Raw genomic sequence first — 20,803 nt, 5'->3', positions numbered from 1 at the left:
GGCTAATTAGTTTAGTTATTGGTAATTCTCCTAAACTTTCACTGTCTTATCGCTGATGTTGTTATTGGTTTTTTATAGTTTTCACTTTTAAAATTAATTCTTTCAATTTTTGAGGAAATACCAATTGATAGAAAAGAAAATAAAGAATGCCTCCTAAAAATCCACAACTCAGGACTTTTAAGGTTGTACTAAATTCTGGTGTAAGCAGTGTCTGATATTGATTAATGGAGAACCCCATTAAAATGGAACATATAACAGGAGGACAAAGTTTTAAGGCTATCTGACGAATTGAGAATGAAAAAACTTGTCGTAAGACAATAAACATGACGAATGTAATAGCAGTTGAAATGAGAACCGTAGAGTAAACGACATATTCAATAGAATATTGAGCGGATACACTGATTACTATAACAACAGCAATAAGCTCGAAAATACGTATTTTTAGTGGAATATGTGAGTTGTTTGTTGCGTGACAAATAGGGCCAAAGAAATAATTCAGTGTTGCGCTCATCCCTCCTAAACATAATATCGATAAAAGATGACCACTTGGTAGCCAGTTAGAACCGAAAACTAAATCGGTCAAATCTGCGCCAATAACATATCCCCCAACGAACGTTGGTATAGCAAAGGTTAAGCAAATGCTTATAAAATTTAAATAACACTCGTTAAGTTTATATAGATCATTTTTTAAGGTAGCAAAGGCTGGTAACGAAACATCCACTATGGGCTTTATAGTAAATTGAACTATAGTGTTGAGAAGTTTGTTAGCTATTTTTAAGTAGCCAAGAGCAACAACACCTAAAAAATAACCAACTATTAGCTCAACAAACCTGAGGGTTCCCTGACCAATAAGGGCGCTAGTAACAATTGGGTTTCCTTGTTTTAAAGTCTGAATGACTTCAGAATAAGTTATGCGTATATGTGGACGCCATGAAATGGTCCTCCAAACCAATATTAAATATAGTACGGTTGAAATGACTTTTTGAATAATTAAACTGTAAAATCCAAAGTTATTGTAAGCACAAAAAATAGCAATAGTACCTGCCAAGATCGAGGAAAGTAGAAGCATTAAAGCTAACGGTTTGAACTTAAAATCTCGATGTAAAATACCTTCTGGAGTTGTAGCTAGAGCTTGCATCAATGGTACAACTGACAGTATTTGCAATGAAATGGAAAGGCCCGGTGCTTCAAACAACAGTTCAATATACGGTCCGAGTACTAAGAAGAGTATTGTGGTAAATAGGCCAATTAATAATGTAGTGTTAAATACATTGTTTTCTATTTCTGAATTATCTTGTTTTGAAGAACGAACAATAACTTGAACTAATCCGTATTTCACAATTATATTCGTCAATTCGACAAAAACGATGGCTAAAGCTGCAGTTCCAAAATCTACAGGCGCTAACATTCTAGATAAAAGAATGAAAATGAGTAGGCCTGATAGTTGGTAAGTTGCATTACCAATTAAGCTCCACGCTGACCCTTTAAGTATCTTGCTTGAAAAACTCATTTACTTCGAGCTTTCTTATATTTACTTGGGTTTACTATTTTTTTAAACAATAACTCTTTCAAATACTCAGCGAATATATGCGCTTTTGTAATTTTAACCTCTTTAACATTTACCAGCTCGTAACCTAATGCGTTTAAGGCTTCTGATGCATAATATTGGAAGTCGGCAATATTTTGCTGAGTGAGCTCTTTTTTCCAAGCATCAGCTCGATTGGTATTTGGAGGCTTTCCAACAAGAGTATGTTGTTTTTTAGAAAATTCAGGAACAAACTCTTGAGATGTTGCTTCTCCGTTAGCCATTTTAGGTTTTCCTAAAAACTGTAATAACCTTCCTATTTCATTGGAATGGTTCGAAAGTAGGTCTTCATATTTAACTAAAATAGTTCTATCAGGAAACAAGCTTTGCGTTATAAAACCATATAGTATTTTATTTAGCCAAGCTTTTGATGACTGCAGATATGTGTTTTCACCCCACTCTAATGGTATTTGAGAGCGGGCGACAGCACGTCCATCTCTTACAATACGAATGAAATAACAATCATTAAATATCGAATTTAGCAATTTCGAATACACCAAGTTATTTGGAGAATGATCAATCCAGTAGTCTACTTGTTTGTTCGAGTTATAACGTTTTAATAGACATTCATAGAAATCTTTGTACGAAGAATATTTATGTGTACTAATTCCGTCTAGATCTACATTCCAGTGTTTAAATTTCGGATGAGTATTCAATTTGTCACAATATTTTTCTGAGGAAAATGGTTGAGGAAAACCAACGTCTGTCTTAAACAAAGACTCCGGAGTTACAACGCTGCCATGAATACCTCTCAACAAGCTTGCAAGCATTGTAGTGCCGCTACGATCAGCTCCACCTATAAAAATACACTTCACTTGTTTTCACCTAAATTATATAAATTGAACCAATCAACAAATTGCTGCATTCCATATTCAATACTTGTGTCAGGTTTAAACCCAACCTCTTTTTGTAAACTGTCAATATCAGCAAAGGTCGCTGGAACATCTCCTGGCTGCATTGGCATAAAGTTTTTAGTTGCTTGTTTACCCGCAGCTTTCTCAATCGCCCCAATGAACTGCATTAAAGGTATTGGCTCATTATTACCAATATTAAATACTTTATAAGGCGCTTTACTTGATGATGGTGAGGTATTTAGATCATCAATATTCCTTTTAGGAACAACATCTTGAATACGAATGATACCTTCAACAATATCGTCAATATAGGTGAAATCACGCTTCATTTTGCCGTGGTTAAATACTTTTATTTCTCTGTCATTTAAAATCGCATCAGTGAATAGGTACGGCGCCATATCTGGGCGACCCCAAGGACCATAAACAGTGAAAAAACGTAAACCTGTTGTTGGTAAATCATACAAATGGCTATAGCTGTGTGCCATTAATTCATTTGATTTTTTAGTCGCGGCATAGAGTGAAACAGGGTGATCCACTGCATCGTCGGTAGAGAAAGGCATTTTTTCATTCATGCCATATACAGAGCTTGATGAAGCATAAACTAAGTGCTCAACCTTATTGTGCCTGCATCCTTCAAGAATAGTGGCCATGCCAACTAAATTTGAATCGATATAAGCCATTGGATTTTCGATTGAATAACGTACCCCGGCTTGTGCAGCTAGGTGAATAACTCGTTGAAATTTTTCTTCAGAAAATAATTTAGCTATACCTTCGCGGTCCGCAAGGTCCATTTTGACGAAGGTAAAGTTGTCTAGGTGCTCTAATCGTTTGAGTCGTGCAAGTTTTAAGTTTGGGTCGTAATAATCATTTAGATTATCTAACCCTATTACGGTATGCCCTTTGTCGCACAATTGTTCTGCTACAAAGTTGCCGATAAACCCTGCTGCGCCTGTCACTAAATATTTCACTTATCATTATTCCTTTTATATTTTCTTTATTAATCGATATTCATTAAACAAGTGAGTTGTCGAATGTGTATTATTTAAGATAAATAGGTTTTATGAAATGTTATATTTTGCTTAAAGATACACGATCTCACAGGTAAATATGAATTAGTCATCAGAAATAAGGAGCTGAATGCCTTTAGAATGAGTGTGAGCCCTTTTTCTTTAAAAGTGGGTTTGGTATTTTTTATTATTGCTTCGCAAATCATTGTCCGAAAGCTTAACTTGCTTGATTTTTTATTCATTAATTTTGCTTCCTTGTGCATTTACTGCTCTGCTATAGAGCGTTCCTTCATTAATCTTAAATTAGCTTTATTGCGCATGTGTTACATCATGTTGCAAAGCTCAATTATGATTGTCACTCAGCATAACTTATGCCAATTATTGTTGTTTTATTGGTTTTTATCTAGTTTCTCGCTTTTAAATTGGGCATTGTTAGATACCAAATAGAGACATTGCTCTTATGTTTTTAATGCTACCTTTGTTGCAAAGGTGAGGATACATTAGCTATTGATGTTTATGATTATTTTATACTTGTATTTCACCAAACCCTTTGGGTTTTTCAGCGTGCTGTATCTATTGAGGTACACAGAAAAAATGCAGATTTTAAAGGGTTAACATTTAAATGTTTAATTTTTACACATTAATACCTTACAAAGTATTGGGGTAAATTATGGTGCAAAACTAGTTTGGTTTAAAATTTACCCGCACTTTTCTGGTGCGATGCAAGGGCCGATTTTGTGCGATTGTTTTATTTCTTAGAGTAATTTGCCACATACCACTTTAGATTTGCGCTTGTTCGATAATAGCTTGCTTTGCGTGGTGCTATTAAGCACACTCTTTTGTCGATTTATTCGTACTTACACAGGTAGGTAATTTTAACTTAACCACCTATTAATATTAGAGTTAATGATTACTTATATTTTGCTTGCTGTTGAGTGTTTAAAGCCTTTCCTATTTTATTTAGCCATAAGTTTAACTTTTTAAACTTTGTGGCTGAACTGTTATTTAGCTTGGGCTCTTTGTTTGTAGTGGTCTTAAGTCTTTTTTCTGACATGTTTATTCTCCTGTTTATGGAGTACATCTTGTATTTTTTGTGGCAATATTACGAACAATCAAAATTTACCTTTAATATAAGTTAAACTAATGGATAGGCGTTTAAGACATATTGCGTTATTACGCTGCTTTGATGCAGCTGCTCGGCATCAAAGTTACAGTTTGGCGGCTGATGAGTTGTCTATTACTCAGGCTGCTGTTAGCCAACAAATTAGAAACCTTGAGGAACATTTTCAGGTTAAACTGTTTAGTCGCCAAGGTCGCTCTATGGGTTTAACTAAGCAAGGTAACACTCTGGCTGAGTCTGTCGCTAAAGCGTTCAGTGAGCTGTCTTATGGTTTTGATCGTATTCAAACCGAGCCAGAGAATGGCTTATTAACGGTTACTGCTTCTCCTTCATTTTGCTCTCGATGGTTAGTGCCAAGGTTGTGGAAGTTTTCTGCTGTACATCCAGATATTCAAGTTCGAGCTGTCGCTTCGGCGCAATACGAAGATGTACGCCATTCAGATATCGATGTGGCTATCCGTCAAGGTGAGAAGGTGATTGATAATGTGCATCAGGAGACGTTGTTTATAGACCCTGTCTTTCCAATTTGCTCGCCTAAGGTATATGAAGACCATAAATTAACTTGCCCAGAGCGAATCAGTCAATGTTGGTTGGTAGAGGCGATAGGTGTAGGGCGAGATGGATTTAGTTGGAATGACTGGTTTAAGCTCGCCAAGGTTGATATTGATCCTACCTATTTTAAGTGGATGGAAGTGACCACTTGGGAAATGGGTATCAATGCAGTATTAAGTGGCCATGGAGTATTTTTAACCGCCGGCAGTATGGCCCAAGACTTAATTGATTCAGGTGCGTTAATTAAACCGTTTGATATTCAAATTGAACCAGGCTTAAAGTTTTCATTATTATATGACGAGGAGTCGCCACGTATTACTCGGGTTAAGGTTTTTACTGAGTGGCTGAAAGAAGAGTTGTCTGCAAAAAAAAAGCCTGATGACAAATCAGGCTTTAAAAGAACACACACATAAAAACTATATAATCAGAGAGATAAAATAAGATTTAGTTCAATCGCGGGTTAATTTATTTCTAATAAATAAATAGTTTGCGTTTACAACCTTCATCTTACTTGTGTTTCTTATGTCAATTACCTCTCAGTTTAATGGTGTAATAATTATTAACTCCCAAAAAAAACAATCGCCCTTTCAAGTGTATCAATCTCTGTTGGGGAAGACGTTAGTGTCGGACCTTTCTCAGTTTGCAGCTATTCAGGCATTAGATGAATTATTTGGACAAGTGACAAGCCCAACACCTCAAACTAGAGGAGTTGTTAGAGGTGTATACCTTTGGGGGGATGTTGGTCGAGGTAAAACGTTTCTGATGGATTTGTTTTATCAATGTCTACCGGGTGAAGGTAAACAAAGGCTGCATTTTCATCATTTTATGGCAAGGGTACATCAAGATTTGCATGAGCTCTCAGGTGAAGAAAATCCTTTAAATAGCATCGTCGAAAATTTAGCGAAAAATTGCCGAGTATTATGTTTTGATGAGTTTTTTGTGTCTGACATAGGGGATGCAATGATTTTAGCTGGCTTATTTGAGCGCTTGTTTGCATTGGGCGTCGTCTTGGTGGCAACGTCAAATATTCCAATAGAGCGTTTATATGAAAATGGTTTAGCCCGTCATAAGTTCTTGCCGTTTATTGCTTTGTTACAGCAATATACTCAAGCTATACACCTTGATGGTCAGCAAGATCATCGTTTAACTTCATTTAAAAATATGGACACTCGTAAGCCTTCTACAAATATAGGTTTGGTTGGTGAGTTAGATTTTCAGAAAACCTTTACGGATTTAACCCAAAACCTTAACGATGAGAAGGCGAGTGTTAGGCAAATAATAGTGTGTAACCGGAGTATTCCGGTGGTGCGTTGTGTAGAAACTCGAGGGATCAAACCTGTTGTGTGGTTTGATTTTAAAACGCTATGTGATGGCCACAGGTCTCAATTAGATTATATGGAAATCGCTAATCGTTTTACAACAGTCTTGCTAAGTGATGTGCCTTATCTTGGTGGTGAAGTTAGAGGGTGGATTAAAGCAAGAGGTACCGAAGATGGAGTTGGCGAGAATCAAGCCCTAAGCACTGGGGGGCGAAAGGTGGAATATGCTAGCTCTGATAATAGCGCAAGACGTTTTATTAGTTTGATTGATGAGTTATACGATCAAAATGTAACTTTATATATGAGTTCAGACGTACCACTCGCTGAGCTTTATCAAGAAGGGGCCTTGTTGTTTGAGTTTAGGCGAACCTATAGTCGTTTGATAGAATTGAGTCGCTTAAAGTAGCCCTTTAATGGAGTGATAAGTGCAAGGCTACGGTTCTTCTATGGTAAAGTTTGTTTTTGGTGATTTTACGCACCAACTCAAATTGGGCTTCCCATTTACCACGCTGCAATCTAGATAGCAGTATATGCCTTGGTCTTTCAGTGAAAAGTGTTGGTAATGTCTGTGTGCCTCTTGTTTGCTTTTCTCATATAGATACGAAAATGACAATAACTCCTGAGAATGGGCCAATGCTATGTAGTTAGGGCATAGCCATGCCATTGCCCCCACTAACCATTTATCATGGTTTATATGCTTCAGTAGCATTGGTTTTTCTGCAAGATTTGCTTTTATTTCTAAAGTACTCGTTGCGCCCATTGGCCTTATCTTGATAGTAAAGTGGCATTGGTCGCTTAAAACTATTTGGGAAATAGCTGTAGATATACGCTGCAACACCTGTTTTGTTTCTAGCAATATATAGTCGTCAACTTTCTTTAGTGCTTCTTGTTTAACTGTTTGCCAACTAGTTAATTCGGGGAGTAAATAATCTAATACAGAGGTGTTTGCTAAGACACTCGTGACCAGTCTCTGATGAGAAGGGGGAGTTAACGTATTTATGATTATAGGTGTTGAGTTTTGTACTGTCACTTAAGGCATCGCCTGAATAAAATGTACCACTACGCCTAAATAGCATACTTTGTACCATGCATTTAATTTTCTTAAATATCAACTACATACGACTTGGTTTTTTTGAATGTACTTTCATGACAACTTTTTGACGAGTAGTGACTTAACGTGTATTGGTTGGTATTATTTAATTTAACTTGAGTGCAAAAGGATTGTTATGAAGTGTACAAGTTGTAAAGATGGGAAGTTAAATCCTAGTTTTATTGATGGTCAATTTCGAGCTCATACTTGCTCAAATTGTGGTGGTAATTGGGTGTTGATTGAAGACTATGTGTCTTGGAAAGAGCGAAACCCAGATTATAAATTTTCTGAAAATATAGATGTTTCTGAGTTAGACACCTCTGACAGTAAAAATGCCTTACTTTGCCCGGTTACTCAAACTATTATGCGCAAGTTTAGGGTTTCTGCTAAAAGTGAACATAAGCTCGATTACAGTGCTCTTATTGGTGGGCTCTGGTTAGATAAAGGTGAATGGGAGCTACTTAAATCTGAGGGATTAGCTGGTTGTTTAAATGCCGTTATTACCCAGCATTGGCAAAAAAATATTCGAAAAGATAGTTCAAAGCAAAACTTTGCGGATATTTACGAAACTAAGTTTGGTAGCGATAACTACAATAAGATTAAAGAGATACGAACTTGGCTATTATCTCAAGAGCAAAAGTCTGATTTAAGAGCTTACCTTCTTGCTGAAGATCCGTATTCAGCTGAAAAATAACGTTAAAAAAAGCGGCTTGTTATGCCGCTATTATTGTAATAGTTGATGTGTCTACTTTAAGGTATTAACCGTCTGTAGTGATTTGTTGTATTAATGCTGCTTTGGTTTCGTTGACTTTAGTTTCAGGCACTTGGCAGGTTCCTGCTGCATTGTGACCACCACCTCCAAACTGAAGACATAGCCCACCCACATTAGTTTTAGAGCTTCTATCTAAAATTGATTTTCCTATTGCAAATACGATATTTTGTTTTTGAAAGCCCCATATTTGATGTATTGAGATATTACATTCTGGAAATAGTGCGTAAATCATAAAGCGATTTCCAGCATAGATAGTATCTTCATCACGGAGATCTAAAACAACGGCATTTTGGAAAACAGTTGCACAGCGTTTAACTTGCTCTGTAAATAATTCTGTGTGCTCTTTGTAAAGGGCCACACGTTCTTGAACATCAGGTAATGCAATGATTTCTTCTATAGATTGATTACGGCAACAATCTATTAATTCCATCATCAACTGATAGTTAGAAATTCTAAAGTCTTTGAAACGCCCAAGACCTGTGCGACTGTCCATTAGGTAATTTAGGAGTACCCACCCTTTGGGATTCAATATTTCGTCTTTACTAAATTGTGCAGCATCTGCTTTATCTACTGCTTCCATCATTTCGTCCCATGCTTCAGGGAAAACATCATGCCCGCCATAGTATTCATACACTACTCTCGCAGCAGAAGGGGCGTCTGGGTTGATAATGTGATTACTTTTAGCTTTACCATCTCTTCGTGAAATTTCGCTTAAATGATGATCAAAGGCGACATGGCAGCCGTCGACATAGGGTAGGTTGGTTGTAATGTCATTGGCCGTTATATCAATTGCACCATCTTGCATATCTTTGGGGTGCACAAATTTTATGTCATCAATTAAGTCTAATTCTTGCAATAAAACGGCACAAACTAAACCATCAAAATCACTGCGGGTCACTAATCTAAATTTAGTTTCTAAAGCTGTCATGGTGGACAAGGTCATTCTCCTAACTTGGTCGGTGATGCACATTGTGCATAGATACGTTAGGATTAGAGTAATACCTGTTCAGGTGTTTGTAGGTATGTCCTTGAATACCAAGGTATTGGTGGTGTTTTTACTTTTAATAACAAAATCAAATGGTTAGGTTGTATTTTGAGTTTGAGTATATATGTTTCAATACGATTTTTTCTGAAGTTGTTTTATTTTATCCTGATAGAAGATTCTTCATTATTAGTGAACATGGTCTTATTACCCATAAATTTCTGAAAGAGAGCCTGATGAGCTGTATATGAAAAACTGTCACGCCTGTTTGTATATTCAGAAATCCATTCGATTAACATATTTAAATTTGCGTCCTGGTCTTCTATTGATGCATATTTATGTGATTCCCAAGGGCGTTGTTTAGCGTTGGCAATACAGTCTTGAATAGATAGCTTCATAAAAATAATTTCTGTGGCTGAATCTAATGTTAGCTCAAGTAGGTCGCTATAACAGCCTTCAATAACCCAGCTATCATGATTATTTGTGAAATTATAAATTTCATATTCGGCGTCAGTTAGTGGTTTTCGTTGGGGTGGATTGGTAGGTAACCAAGCTATGGTATCTAAATCTAGATGTGCCAGACCTTCTTTCTTAGATAGGTGTTTTGCAAGTGTAGATTTACCTGAGCCCGAATTTCCAAATATTACAATTTTTTTCAAACTATCTTCTCACTTTTGCTGAAACTTAATGTCCATGCCAAAGGTCTTTATCTTCAATGATGGATTGGTTTTCTTCATCAAAATATGGGTTTTTGATTTCAATTATCCGTCTAGTTTCTAAATTAGCTCTATCAATGTCTTCAGCATAATATTTGTTTAAAATGGCCTGTAATTCACCGTTAGCTACCATTTTTTTTAGGCCAGCTTCTATTCGTTTTGCGATTTCAGGGTAATCTTTAGAAACATAGACAAAGGTTGCCATAGGAATGTGAAGAGCTAAGTTTGGTTCAACTATAATATTTTTTAACTGTGACTTTCGGTTATTTAACTCATCAAATACTTCATATATTGCTCGTGGAATGTAATTAAAGCGCTGTTTTTCTAGCATTAAAAATAGCCCTTCAAAGGTATGAGATACTGTCATATTAATATTGGAGTCATTAAATACTTTGGTTGTTGCCCAGTTTTTCTGTAGCCCTGCCGTCAAGTGATTTAAGTCATCTAGGGTTTTCACCTTTTCAAATTTTGGCAAATCTAATTGGTTTATCAGGAGTAACCTATAACTGAGTAATCCTTTTCTTATTGGTATTTTGATTGGGATAGTACTTCGATCCCAAAGTCGGTTTGCAGGTGCGACATAGGTGTTGATTAACTCCCCCGTTTTCATTGAAGAAAATGCTCTGCCCGGAGTCATATCCACATCAACTGTTTCAAATGTAAATGGGCCAAATTCAGGCGTAGTTGCTTCAAGTGCTCTATAAATTACTTCGTCTTTATGCTGAGTTCGTTTATCAGACTTTAATAGGGGCCTAAGAACTTTAATTTTATCAAGGCTAAATGAATCAAAAGACAGTGATAACAATATCAATGTAGTGAGCACTTGTTGTAATAACGCTGTGTGTTTCATTGTATAGGTTGCCATTGGTTGAGTTAAATAAACCACGCTGTGTCTATATATATAGCTTGTATTAATAAGCTTGTATGCCAAATTTAAGTAATTGGCGTGGTAAAACTTCGTCAAGGTTTTGTATATCTTTGTCAGTTAGCTCTATGAGTTTGAATTTGTTTTTCTTATAAATTGCGAGTTTCTTATTTTTTTTTGCTTGTAACTTTACATCTAGTTTACTTTCCCAGTGTTCAATATACACATTTTCAATTGGGATATAAAAAGCACACCATATTTCTTCTTCAATAGGTAATTTGCGATTATAAGCATGAGTAATGTCTGCCATATAAAGCCAGTTGTCTATGAGCATATCTGTTTTAGATTTTACCCAATGACCATCTACAGAGCAGTAATTTTTTGATGTTTCTTGGTTGTTATCACGAATGTTAGCTTGGCATTCTGACAGTGCATTAATTGAGCCTAACAGTACCGATGAATCAGTAAGTGTTTCGGGCCACTTCACAAATGGGATACCGGTACGTGAGTCTTCATTTTGACGCGCTCCTTGATGTAGGCCATGTTCAGTTGCAACCCAACCTTTTAAGCTTTTTTTAAGCCAGCCCAGCTCTGAAAAAATATGATTGAGCTTATTCGCAGTTATGCCTAAGTATCCCGCTAGTTTAGTGGAGGTGATTATTGCTACTGGGGTATCTGGCGTTTGATGGGCTGGCAGTTTACTTAGATCGAAACTCTCTGGCCATTCGATATAGTTGCCAAGCTTGACTGAAGTTTTGATTTTACCTCCGGCAAGTTTACCTTTAGCTGTGAGTTGCCATTTATCAGACTCCCGAATAATAAAGTTCACCTCAAGGAGTTTTGAGAATAAAACTTTAGGCTCTAAGTTTTGTCGTTTGGCCAACGCCGTAGTTGAAAAGTATTTAATACTTTGCCCCTTTGGAAAAGTGTTATGCCACTTTAAGCCAGAATTAGGTTAAAAATTATTGGGTTATTAAAACGTAAAACGCCATAGAAAAACACCCCATCAATTCTTAAAGGGCATTAGAGTGATATAAAAGTAGAATGTAAGCGTCTACCTAACATAACTTTCATAAAATAGTAAATTTACAGTTCTACTAGGCCATACAACGGTTACTTACATTTGTAAATGTAAGGTCTCCCAAATTAGAACGATTGATGTAAAGCGTTAAGCATGACATTAAAATTAAACTAGAAGGATTAGAGGGGCTATTTGAGACAATTTGCCACGACTTTTGCCGTTTATCACAAGAGTTGGTTTACATTCATAGATGTAGGCAACTAAACCGTTTGTTTTCAGAGAGTTTTCTATTTACTTGAGTGTTTTTAAGTTTGTGTTTAGTACAACCACATTTTAGAAAGTATAAGTATTAGCTTCTTTTTGAGTCGGCCTGCTAAGGATAACGATTGCTTGGCTTTAGAGTTAAATGGGTAAGCTTTTAAAGCGGATGACAAATTATTGTTAAAAGATACTATGCTTGAATAGCATTAAAGAAATGGTGGCCCTTCCCTGACTCGAACAGGGGACCTGACGATTATGAGTCGTATGCTCTAACCAACTGAGCTAAAGGGCCACATCTAACATAATGATTTTGAAAAGCTACGCTAACCAAAATCGAGCCGCAGTATAATCAGTTTTTTCGGGGTTGTCATCTTACTTGTTATATAAAAAAGTTTGGTTGCTGGATTTTTCATCAGCTAAGCCTAATGTAGTTATTTTTATTCTTTTAGATCTCCTTAAAATGGTGAGTTGATCTAACCTTCATTTAAACTCTTAAGTTACCTAGAAATGTAAGTTTAGTTAGAAATAACCTTGTAATGGTAAAGTTTTGTATAGAAAAAGAACACCAGTCAGATTTTATTGCCCTATAACTAACAGGTGCAAGGCCAAATAAACTTTGGTATCTTCTCTGTACTAGATGCATTTCACGCATTGAATTGGAGATTAAAGTGACAGAAAAACCTTTTTTAGTAAGTGGTCGTAATACCATTATCCATAAAATCAGAAAATTAGATTTATTGATTGTAAACGGAGATGACCACCCGCCAGTAATTGTAAGCCATAAAGGAATTAAAGAATACTCTGGGCCTATTCCTGAGAATAAACGAGAAGCCAAGTCTCTAGACCTCGAAAAAGTAGACATTAGTAGTATAGATGTATTTGGCGAAGAGAAGATTTTAGTCTTCGTTCAAACTATTAATGGTAAAGAGTACAAGGTTGATTATAGTAAATATGGCACTCCCTTGTTTATCAAAATCCATCAAGAGAATGCTTTTTAAAGCATTGCCAAATGAGTATTTATTAAAGCCCTGTTATCAGGGCTTTTTAGTTTCACACATACTCATTACAACCCTGACATAGCCTATTTCGATAAAGGAAGTGAAGATGTGGCCAAATGTTGCAGTTGATTTCAAGCTAGTAACTAAATATGTCTCGTTCAGTTTTTTGTGAAGTTTGTCTTACTTACTGGGTATTTCGTCACGTTTTCGTTCCTTAGTAATATAACGCTTCTACACTTAAATTGTCGGAGTAGTGACCGATGAATACATGATTTATTAGGGAAACCTAAAACATGTATTGTTCCTTGGATTTAAAAGGGCTGCTGCTGTAAGGCACAGCCCTTTTTTTATGCAGTGTATAAGCAAATAATCTTATAATGGCTACTATAGAAGAAGCTGAAAGCTGGCTTAAAGAAGTCTGTAACGCTGAAATTGATTTTCGATTTAGGTGTCGCTTCATACTTGGATGGCTTTGGGCGTGGTTTTTGTGAACAATCGTCCTTGAATTTTGCAATAATACCCTCAAGATCAAACTCATCTATGATAAGGCGAATAATAGCATTCCCTTACAGCGCCTTAAAGGAACCATGTTGACTATTAAACTCGGTATAGTGATGGACCCCATCACTTCAATTAATATAAAGAAAGATACTAGTTTTGCCATGTTGTTAGATGCACAACAACGTGGGTATGAGTTGTTTTATATGGAAATGAGCGACCTATATTTGCAAAACGGTAAACCGATGGCTCGTATGCAGGGCTTGTCAGTGCAGCAAGATGTAAGTAATTGGTTTACGTTACAGCAAGAACAGTATTTGAGCTTGGCTGATCTTGACGTGATTTTAATGCGTAAAGACCCTCCCGTTGATAACGAGTTTATCTATGCCACACACATGTTTGAGTTGGCTGAGCAAAGCGGTACTTTGATTGTGAATAAAGCACAAAGTCTACGGGATTTTAATGAAAAGTTATTTACGTCTTGGTTTCCAGATTTAGTCGCCGATACTTTAGTTACACGTGATTCAAAACTTATCCGTGAATTCCATAAAACGCACCAAGATATTATCTGTAAGCCATTAGACGGTATGGGCGGAACGTCAATCTTTAGGGTTAAAGAAGACGGCAATAACTTAGGAGTTATTATTGAGACATTAACAGAGCTGGGTTCTCGTTATGCTATGTTTCAAAAGTTTTTACCTGAAATCAAAGATGGCGATAAACGTATTCTAATTGTAGACGGACAAGTAGTGCCATATGCTTTGGCTCGATTACCCACAAAAGGTGAAAACCGTGGCAATTTAGCTGCTGGTGGAACCGGTCGTCCTCAACCTCTATCTGAATCTGATTTAAGAATTGCTGAAACTATAGCGCCGTTACTGGTAGAAAAAGGGCTTATTTTTGTTGGGCTTGACGTAATTGGCGACAGAGTGACGGAAATAAATGTGACGAGTCCTACTTGTGTTCGAGAAATTGAAGCGGCTTATGATGTCAATATTACTGGTATGTTGTTTGACGCTATCGAAAAACGAGTTGCAGCTATTCGTAACAGCTCTACTAAAGAAGGTTAAGACCTAATGCAAAGTTTGCAAAATTATCTGTTGATAGCGACTCCTTCGATGGAAGATCCTTACTTTACAAGAACAGTAACCTATATTTGTGAACACAACGAAAGTGGGGCGATGGGATTGGTGATAAATCAGCCTGTAGGTATGGAGTTAAAAGAGTTGGTTAACCAGGTAGATGAAAATGCCGAAGTAATTGATGCTAAAGCAAATGAAATTGTGCTTGCTGGTGGCCCAGTCAGTCAAGATCGAGGGTTTATTTTGCACACCTCGCAACCCGGTTGGAGCTCTAGCTTAACTATGACGCCTGAGATTATGGTCACTACGTCTAAAGATATTATTTCGTCTCTGGGGAATGCACAGGCACCTGAAAAGTCTTTAGTGATTCTAGGCTATGCAGGTTGGTCTGCGGGTCAATTAGAAGAAGAGATCCAAACTAACTCTTGGTTAATGGTAGAAGCTGATACAGAACTACTTTTTGATGTGCCAATCCATAAAAAGTGGGAGACTGCAGTGCATCGTCTTGGGGTAGATGTTTGGCAACTAGGGCCAGACGTAGGCCACGCATAAGTGGCTAAGCAAGGACAACGCACAGTACTGGCATTTGATTTTGGTACCAAGAGTATTGGTGTTGCTGTTGGTCAAGAAATTACAGGAACCGCCTCTCCATTAGACGCGTTGAAGGCCGTAGATGGTATTCCTAATTGGGACTTGGTTGCTAAAGTGTTTGATGACTGGTCGCCACAATTGGCTGTGGTGGGTTTACCGTTAAATATGGATGGCACAAATCAACAAGTCACGTTTGCTGCTAAAAAGTTCGCTAACAGACTCAATGCCAAGTATCGAGTTAAAGTAGAAACTTGTGATGAACGATTAACCACAGTGGATGCTAAAGCGAGGTTATTCGAATTAGGCGGTTATAAAAAGCTAGATAAACAAAAAGTAGATAGTGTCTCTGCTTGTTTGATTTTTGAAAGCTGGGTGGAGTCTCAGTATTAAACGCCCGATGTAAGAGAAAACTAAGCCCTCAGATTTAAGGGCTTAGTTACATCGAAATTAGTCGTTACTATGTAGGCTAGCGTTTAAACCACCCCATTTAGATGAGTCAGCCACTACCGCTTCAACCACACCTGTTTGACTATTTCGGCGGAATAACAAACCGTCCATACCTGATAATTGGCGCGCTGCCACTACTTCACCATCAGGTGTAGTGACTTTAGTTCCGGCTGTTACGTATAAGCCTGCTTCTACGATGCAGTCGTCACCTAAAGAGATACCAATACCGGCGTTTGCACCAACCATACTGCTTTTGCCGATAGAGTTAATGGTTTTACCGCCACCAGACAACGTCCCCATAGTTGATGCGCCGCCACCAATATCAGAGCCATCACCAACCACTACACCTTGTGAAATACGCCCTTCGACCATAGAGCTACCTAATGTACCAGCATTAAAGTTTACAAACCCTTCATGCATCACTGTGCTGCCAGACGCCAAATGAGCACCCATGCGCACTCTGTCGGCATCGCCAATACGCACGCCTTCAGGGATAACGTAGTCAGTCATTCTTGGGAACTTGTCGATAGAAGTCACTGCTAAGTGATGTTCTTCTTCAGCAATAAGCTCGCGTAAAATTTCAACTTTTGCAGGTAATACCGGGCCAGCTGAGGTCCAGGCTACATTTGTTAATAAACCAAACACACCTTCAAGGTTAATTTGGTTAGGTTGTACGGCACATTCTGATAAAAGGTGTAAACGTAGATATGCGTCTTCTGCTGACTCTGGTTTTGCGTCTATGTCGATAGTGATTTCAACATACTCACCTTTGATCAGTCCGACTTTACTCGCTAAACAGTTACGAGAAATATATTTATTACTACGAGGAAACCATACATCTAAGGTTTTGCCACTTTCTACATCGAGGTATCGATGACCATTACGAGTGATTGTCATACTATTGTCCTAAAAAGGGATTTAATTATTGGGCAATTATCCCTTTTATTGACCTTGTTCGCAGCCTATTTTTGTTTATAGGTTATGCCAAACCTATTATTCACCTTGCATATTCTGCAAGGTAGCCAAATAGAGGTTTTGCTTTAGGTTTAAAGGGTTAATAGTGGAGGTGTAACTTTTTTCGCTGGTGTCTTAGCTATGACCTCTGTAATTGCAAAATTATACAATTCTAGTTCAACTCCTCTGCCGTTCATATTTGCGCCACTTTTATCAAAAAAGCAAAAGCTTAATACTTGGGTGAAATTGTTATGTTGCCATAGGTAGCAGCGGTCAAAACCGGTATGCATGAGTGCATACCCTTCTTCATCTTTTACAAGCTTTGCACTTTTAGATATGTTTTTATTTTCTAAATATTCAAGAGCGAGTGGGTGTATCGATTCGCCATCTTGCAGCTCATCAATAAACTGCTCTAAGGAGACACTCTCCTTTTGTTGATTACTGATTGCATTGGCTTGCGCCATTGAAAACGGCGCACCATATTTTTGGATGACAGCTTGCAGTGTTTGCTCTTTTACTGGGGTAATATCGAAATAACTATCTTTTAATAAATAATTCATACTAACACGATTTATAAAGCCACTATCTTTGTTGAAGTAAAGAGATAGCTGCTGATTAAGGCGGGTTCCCAAGTAAGCTTGGTCAAAGCTAAATTGAATTTTATCGCTACGATAGCCCCCTCGAATCCTACCTAAGTCGCCCCCTTGGGAGTCTAGATTAATGGCTTGTGATAGTACATTATCTCCAATTTTCACCCCTTTAATATCAAACAGTGTAGACGTGTTTATAGCAGCTTTTGGCAGGGTAGCGTTTTTATCAAAACGTTTTAAACCACTTAATGTTTCGAATGGATGAGGTGTCGCTTGGGCTACTATCGTCAATAATGCGGAAACTAGTATGAGTATTCTTAACAAGGTTTTGGACCTTTAATCTGCAATTTAAGTTAGAGTAACATTAAAATTGACGAAGTTTGAATACTGGATATTGTGATTCAAGGAAACGCAGTATTCGCTAACAGACTTAAGTCTGTCTGCTAGCGGCTAGATTTAGTCTATTTCTATATTTAGCATCTTTGAAACAGTTGCAGTTCCACCTGCTGTCACCTTAGTGATTCTGTCATTTTTTAGTGTAAGCAGTACCTCAATACAACTCGGTGATGCTGGTTGCATAGCGTAACCCTGTTCTATAACGAAGGTGTTTTTGTTAATCTCCAAGTGATCATGTAGGTAACAAGCTAAAGGACCAGCAGCCATACCCGTGGCCGATTCTTCATCTATGCCATAGAATGGCGCAAACATTCGGCTTGATGCGTCTCTTTTCCCTTGATTGGTTTCGGTCGTAAAAACATAAAATCCAATTAAATTATATTTTTTTGAAAGGTTAGCTATCAGTGTTTGATTTGGTTTTATAGCGGTTAAATCACCTTTACTTTTGACCCCAACAATCAGAAAGCTGTTACCGGTGTTAGCAATCATTGGAGCGTTTAACAGCTGATTTTGAGTGATCCCAAGGGCTTCCAAAATACCGTGATGGTCTGAATCTACATTTTGATATGTTGGGGCTAGTTGTTCCATATAGGCGAAGTTGCCTTTTATTTCGATCTCTCTGTTACCTTCGATAGTCTCTTTTGATGTTTTGGGGTTAGCAATTAAATTAAGTTGAGATAAATAGCTAAACGTCGCTATGGTTGCGTGACCGCAATGGGCGATTTGTTTTTCAGGTGTAAAAAAATCAAGTTTGAAATCAGCACTGCTAGATTCCGAGACAAAAGCAGTTTCTGATAAACCAACTCGTTGTGCGATAGTGAGCTTTTGGGTCGAATTTAAGGCGTCTGCATTAAGCACTACACCCGCTGGGTTGCCCCCTGTAGTACCATCAGTAAAGGAATTCATAACCGCGACATTAATGTTCATTTTAATTTCTCCTGTGTGATTGGAATGCCATGGTAATTACCTAGACCATACTCTAGGTCAAGACTTTTTTAACCGTGCGACTTTTTCACTGGTCACATCGATGTAATGTTGCAGATCAGCTTGTTGTTGGTAAAGGTTGTTTAGATGGTCTTCTAAAATATTTAAGCTGGCGAGGTTGTTATCACTATAAAAGGCGTGAGCATAATTTTCGATTCGGCTTAATGGCATGCCAGAGTTTTTCATACAGGCAATCCAATTTAAAAGTTCCACATCTTTAGAGTTATACACTCTATGACCACTATCATCTTTTTTTGCCCGATGGATAAGGCCTTTTTTTTCATAAAATCGAATGGTGTGAATGCCTAAACCTGTGGCTTTACTAATAGCTCCAATTTTCATACTGCTGGACTCTACAAATGAACTTGAGGTTAGCTTATCAGGCAATAGTGTTCCCTGCAGCTTGGGTAACTGAGTGTTGCGAATTTTATGTCAAAAAAAGTAGTATGGTTGTTTTAAATAATCATTATCATGGTTATGGGGTTTGAATTAATCCCTTACAGTATTGTCATATACCTGTCAGTGGAATTTGGTAAATTACTGATTATTAAAATCATACACATGGAGTAGCAGAGTTAGATGTCTAAATTTACATTGCCCTTTATAGTTTTCGTCACGTTATTGTGGACGTTTGCTTGGCCGAGCCACGCCAAATATACCGAACTTTTTAAGCAACAAGTTATTCCGTTAGACTTTACAGTAACTCAGCCCGTCTTAGCCGCTGATGTATTAGTTGATGAGGGGATTGAATTAATTGTAGTGGGGGTAGATGAACAGCAACAGCGTACTTTGTTGATCTTAAAATCAAACCCTGAGACAGGGCAATATATTGCACATGAAAGCATCGCTATTGACCCTAAAGCATTCGCTTATGATGTGGGAGAGGTCGATCATACTGGTTTACAAAGCCTTTATTTTTTATCAAAAGACTTAGTCACTAGATATATTCCTACCCACATGTCACATCCAGCAAAAATGCTTGAGGAAGAGCGAGTATCTTCTTTGTATTTGGTTAATGTTGCTGACGTTTTTATTCATCAAAATTTTATTCAGGATATTAATAATGATGGGTTAAACGACTTAGTGTTACAGAGCTTTGAGTCTCTTAATTTATGGTTGTCGGATTGCTGCGGACTAAGGCACCCCCAACAATTGCCTATCGATTCAAGAATAGAAATGGAAGAAGACCGAGTTTCATTTTATGAGAACGAGCTTTTTTTTGAAGATATGAACTTCGATGGTAAAAGCGATTTAATCATTGTGGAGCAAGGCGCCCTTAAGGTTTTTCTGCAACAGTCAGATATGCAGTTTTCAATAGAGCCAACATTCATACCATTGGCACAAACTATACATGGCTTGAACTGGTGGGATATGAAAGGTCCTAATGGTAGGGGGCTAAATCAAAGCGATTTAGAACATCGTACTGTTAAAGAGATTACAGATCTCAATGGTGATGGTATTCCAGACCTAGCCGTACAGTTTACCCAGAGCTCAGGTGTATTAGACAAGAATATCGAATTTGAATTTTATTTTGGGCAGAAACAAGAACAAAAACTTAAGTACTTAGAAGAGGCTAATACTAGTGTTGAGTGGGATGAAACTTTATCTGGATTGGCATTTGTTGACTTAGAAGATGATGGTATTCAAGAGGTCTTTGTATCCTCATTTGATATTGGTATTTCTCAGATTATAGGTGCACTTTTATCTGGAGGCATCGATCAAGATGTATTGGTGTTTGCCATGGATGAAAATGGCCAATACCAGAAAAAACCTTTAGTTAGCCAAGAAGTAGAAATGACCTTTAGTTTATCTCAAGGTGCCACTGGGGAGCCCCTTATCAAAGTGGTAGATGTAAATGGTGATACATTTAAAGACATACTGTTTTCTGATGGGGACTCTGCTATTCGCGTACTCTTTGCCACCCCAGATGGTAAAAAACCGTATGCTAGGCGCTCTTTGAGACAGAAAATGACCATGCCACAAAATGCGTCATCTATAGATTCTGTAGATTTAAACAAAGACGGGAAGTCAGATTTAGTCATTCACTATGGGCAACTCGATGCTGAAGAGCTTCATAAACAAATAGTGGTGTTGTTGGCTAAATAGCAGGTTTTTGCAA

20 protein-coding genes and 1 tRNA gene are annotated in these 20,803 nt (G+C 37.5%); 8 read left to right on the top strand and 13 right to left on the bottom strand.

The annotated features are described in order from the left end of the window. Positions 1–61: 61 nt before the first annotated feature. Genes ABJD71_RS13485 through ABJD71_RS13475 form a run of 3 tightly spaced genes read right to left on the bottom strand, consistent with a single transcriptional unit; the run spans position 62 to position 3,407 of the window. Entirely contained in the window at positions 62–1,510 is a 1,449-nt protein-coding gene (locus ABJD71_RS13485; protein WP_348170215.1) for an oligosaccharide flippase family protein, read from the bottom strand. Continuing rightward, entirely contained in the window at positions 1,507–2,400 is an 894-nt protein-coding gene (locus ABJD71_RS13480) for a sulfotransferase (protein ID WP_348170212.1), read from the bottom strand. Before ABJD71_RS13480 ends, ABJD71_RS13485 begins: the two co-directional genes overlap by 4 nt. Beyond that, complete coding sequence (locus tag ABJD71_RS13475; protein ID WP_348170209.1) at positions 2,397–3,407, bottom strand: NAD-dependent epimerase; 1,011 nt, start codon at positions 3,405–3,407, stop codon at positions 2,397–2,399. The genes ABJD71_RS13480 and ABJD71_RS13475 overlap by 4 nt, the downstream gene beginning before the upstream one ends. A gap of 1,182 nt (positions 3,408–4,589) precedes the next feature. Between ABJD71_RS13475 and ABJD71_RS13470 the strand changes: the two genes are divergently transcribed. Next, positions 4,590–5,531 carry a LysR substrate-binding domain-containing protein gene (locus ABJD71_RS13470; RefSeq protein ID WP_348170206.1) on the top strand — a complete coding sequence of 314 codons (942 nt, stop codon included), beginning with the start codon at positions 4,590–4,592 and terminating at the stop codon, positions 5,529–5,531. Positions 5,532–5,640: 109 nt separating this feature from the next. After that, a complete protein-coding gene (gene zapE, locus ABJD71_RS13465) occupies positions 5,641–6,843 on the top strand; it encodes a cell division protein ZapE (protein ID WP_348170203.1) in 1,203 nt (400 codons plus the stop codon). Between the two features lie 27 nt (positions 6,844–6,870). Here zapE and ABJD71_RS13460 read toward each other — a convergent pair whose 3' ends face one another. Further along, positions 6,871–7,467, bottom strand: coding sequence for a hypothetical protein (locus tag ABJD71_RS13460; RefSeq protein ID WP_348170200.1), 597 nt, complete (start codon positions 7,465–7,467; stop codon positions 6,871–6,873). Positions 7,468–7,663: 196 nt separating this feature from the next. Between ABJD71_RS13460 and ABJD71_RS13455 the strand changes: the two genes are divergently transcribed. Beyond that, complete coding sequence (locus ABJD71_RS13455; protein ID WP_348170197.1) at positions 7,664–8,221, top strand: zf-TFIIB domain-containing protein; 558 nt, start codon at positions 7,664–7,666, stop codon at positions 8,219–8,221. A gap of 64 nt (positions 8,222–8,285) precedes the next feature. On the opposite strand, the gene ABJD71_RS13450 is transcribed toward ABJD71_RS13455, so the two are convergent. The 5 genes from ABJD71_RS13450 to ABJD71_RS13430 form a co-directional block, all read right to left on the bottom strand. After that, positions 8,286–9,227, bottom strand: a complete 942-nt coding sequence (locus ABJD71_RS13450) for an exopolyphosphatase (protein ID WP_348170503.1) — start codon at positions 9,225–9,227, stop codon at positions 8,286–8,288. A gap of 212 nt (positions 9,228–9,439) precedes the next feature. Then, entirely contained in the window at positions 9,440–9,940 is a 501-nt protein-coding gene (locus tag ABJD71_RS13445) for an AAA family ATPase (protein ID WP_348170194.1), read from the bottom strand. Positions 9,941–9,965: 25 nt separating this feature from the next. Beyond that, a complete protein-coding gene (locus ABJD71_RS13440) occupies positions 9,966–10,847 on the bottom strand; it encodes a hypothetical protein (RefSeq protein WP_348170191.1) in 882 nt (293 codons plus the stop codon). A 61-nt stretch (positions 10,848–10,908) separates the two neighbouring features. Continuing rightward, a complete protein-coding gene (locus ABJD71_RS13435) occupies positions 10,909–11,691 on the bottom strand; it encodes a glycerol kinase (RefSeq protein ID WP_348170188.1) in 783 nt (260 codons plus the stop codon). A 668-nt stretch (positions 11,692–12,359) separates the two neighbouring features. Next, positions 12,360–12,436 (bottom strand) — tRNA-Ile (locus tag ABJD71_RS13430). A gap of 376 nt (positions 12,437–12,812) precedes the next feature. On the opposite strand from ABJD71_RS13430, the gene ABJD71_RS13425 reads away from it, so the two are divergent. From ABJD71_RS13425 to ruvX, 4 genes are all read left to right on the top strand, one after another. Continuing rightward, positions 12,813–13,142, top strand: coding sequence for a hypothetical protein (locus tag ABJD71_RS13425; RefSeq protein WP_348170185.1), 330 nt, complete (start codon positions 12,813–12,815; stop codon positions 13,140–13,142). Between the two features lie 590 nt (positions 13,143–13,732). Beyond that, entirely contained in the window at positions 13,733–14,710 is a 978-nt protein-coding gene (gene gshB / locus ABJD71_RS13420) for a glutathione synthase (RefSeq protein ID WP_348170500.1), read from the top strand. 6 nt (positions 14,711–14,716) lie between these two features. After that, positions 14,717–15,274 carry a YqgE/AlgH family protein gene (locus ABJD71_RS13415; protein ID WP_348170183.1) on the top strand — a complete coding sequence of 186 codons (558 nt, stop codon included), beginning with the start codon at positions 14,717–14,719 and terminating at the stop codon, positions 15,272–15,274. Beyond that, the gene (ruvX, locus tag ABJD71_RS13410) at positions 15,275–15,703 is read left to right on the top strand and encodes a Holliday junction resolvase RuvX (protein WP_348170180.1); all 429 of its coding nucleotides are present in this window, start codon (positions 15,275–15,277) and stop codon (positions 15,701–15,703) included. A 57-nt stretch (positions 15,704–15,760) separates the two neighbouring features. Here the strand turns inward: ruvX and ABJD71_RS13405 are convergent, their stop codons facing one another. The 4 genes from ABJD71_RS13405 to ABJD71_RS13390 all read right to left on the bottom strand — a co-directional run bounded on the left by ABJD71_RS13405 (position 15,761) and on the right by ABJD71_RS13390 (position 19,071). Continuing rightward, positions 15,761–16,657 carry a tetrahydrodipicolinate N-succinyltransferase N-terminal domain-containing protein gene (locus ABJD71_RS13405; RefSeq protein ID WP_348147083.1) on the bottom strand — a complete coding sequence of 299 codons (897 nt, stop codon included), beginning with the start codon at positions 16,655–16,657 and terminating at the stop codon, positions 15,761–15,763. 149 nt (positions 16,658–16,806) lie between these two features. Further along, on the bottom strand, positions 16,807–17,628 hold the full coding sequence (locus ABJD71_RS13400; RefSeq protein WP_348170177.1) for a hypothetical protein: 822 nt from the start codon (positions 17,626–17,628) through the stop codon (positions 16,807–16,809). A gap of 132 nt (positions 17,629–17,760) precedes the next feature. Further along, complete coding sequence (locus tag ABJD71_RS13395) at positions 17,761–18,627, bottom strand: PhzF family phenazine biosynthesis protein (protein WP_348170174.1); 867 nt, start codon at positions 18,625–18,627, stop codon at positions 17,761–17,763. Positions 18,628–18,684: 57 nt separating this feature from the next. Further along, on the bottom strand, positions 18,685–19,071 hold the full coding sequence (locus tag ABJD71_RS13390) for a MerR family transcriptional regulator (protein WP_348170171.1): 387 nt from the start codon (positions 19,069–19,071) through the stop codon (positions 18,685–18,687). Positions 19,072–19,263: 192 nt separating this feature from the next. Between ABJD71_RS13390 and ABJD71_RS13385 the strand changes: the two genes are divergently transcribed. Continuing rightward, entirely contained in the window at positions 19,264–20,790 is a 1,527-nt protein-coding gene (locus ABJD71_RS13385; RefSeq protein ID WP_348170168.1) for a VCBS repeat-containing protein, read from the top strand. The last annotated feature ends 13 nt before the right edge of the window (positions 20,791–20,803 follow it).

The organism is Paraglaciecola sp., from assembly GCF_039943935.1.
GTDB lineage: Bacteria > Pseudomonadota > Gammaproteobacteria > Enterobacterales > Alteromonadaceae > Paraglaciecola.
This window is presented reverse-complemented; position numbering and strand designations above follow the sequence as displayed.

Excerpts from the sequence above, each read along its gene's own strand:
- ABJD71_RS13485 (WP_348170215.1), bottom strand. The coding sequence starts at position 1,510 with ATGAGTTTTTCAAGCAAGATACTTAAAGGGTCAGCGTGGAGCTTAATT.
- ABJD71_RS13470 (WP_348170206.1), top strand. The coding sequence starts at position 4,590 with ATGGATAGGCGTTTAAGACATATTGCGTTATTACGCTGCTTTGATGCA.
- zapE (WP_348170203.1), top strand. The coding sequence starts at position 5,641 with ATGTCAATTACCTCTCAGTTTAATGGTGTAATAATTATTAACTCCCAA.
- ABJD71_RS13455 (WP_348170197.1), top strand. The coding sequence starts at position 7,664 with ATGAAGTGTACAAGTTGTAAAGATGGGAAGTTAAATCCTAGTTTTATT.
- ABJD71_RS13450 (WP_348170503.1), bottom strand. The coding sequence starts at position 9,227 with ATGACAGCTTTAGAAACTAAATTTAGATTAGTGACCCGCAGTGATTTT.
- ABJD71_RS13440 (WP_348170191.1), bottom strand. The coding sequence starts at position 10,847 with ATGAAACACACAGCGTTATTACAACAAGTGCTCACTACATTGATATTG.
- ABJD71_RS13415 (WP_348170183.1), top strand. The coding sequence starts at position 14,717 with ATGCAAAGTTTGCAAAATTATCTGTTGATAGCGACTCCTTCGATGGAA.
- ABJD71_RS13405 (WP_348147083.1), bottom strand. The coding sequence starts at position 16,657 with ATGACAATCACTCGTAATGGTCATCGATACCTCGATGTAGAAAGTGGC.
- ABJD71_RS13395 (WP_348170174.1), bottom strand. The coding sequence starts at position 18,627 with ATGAACATTAATGTCGCGGTTATGAATTCCTTTACTGATGGTACTACA.
- ABJD71_RS13385 (WP_348170168.1), top strand. The coding sequence starts at position 19,264 with ATGTCTAAATTTACATTGCCCTTTATAGTTTTCGTCACGTTATTGTGG.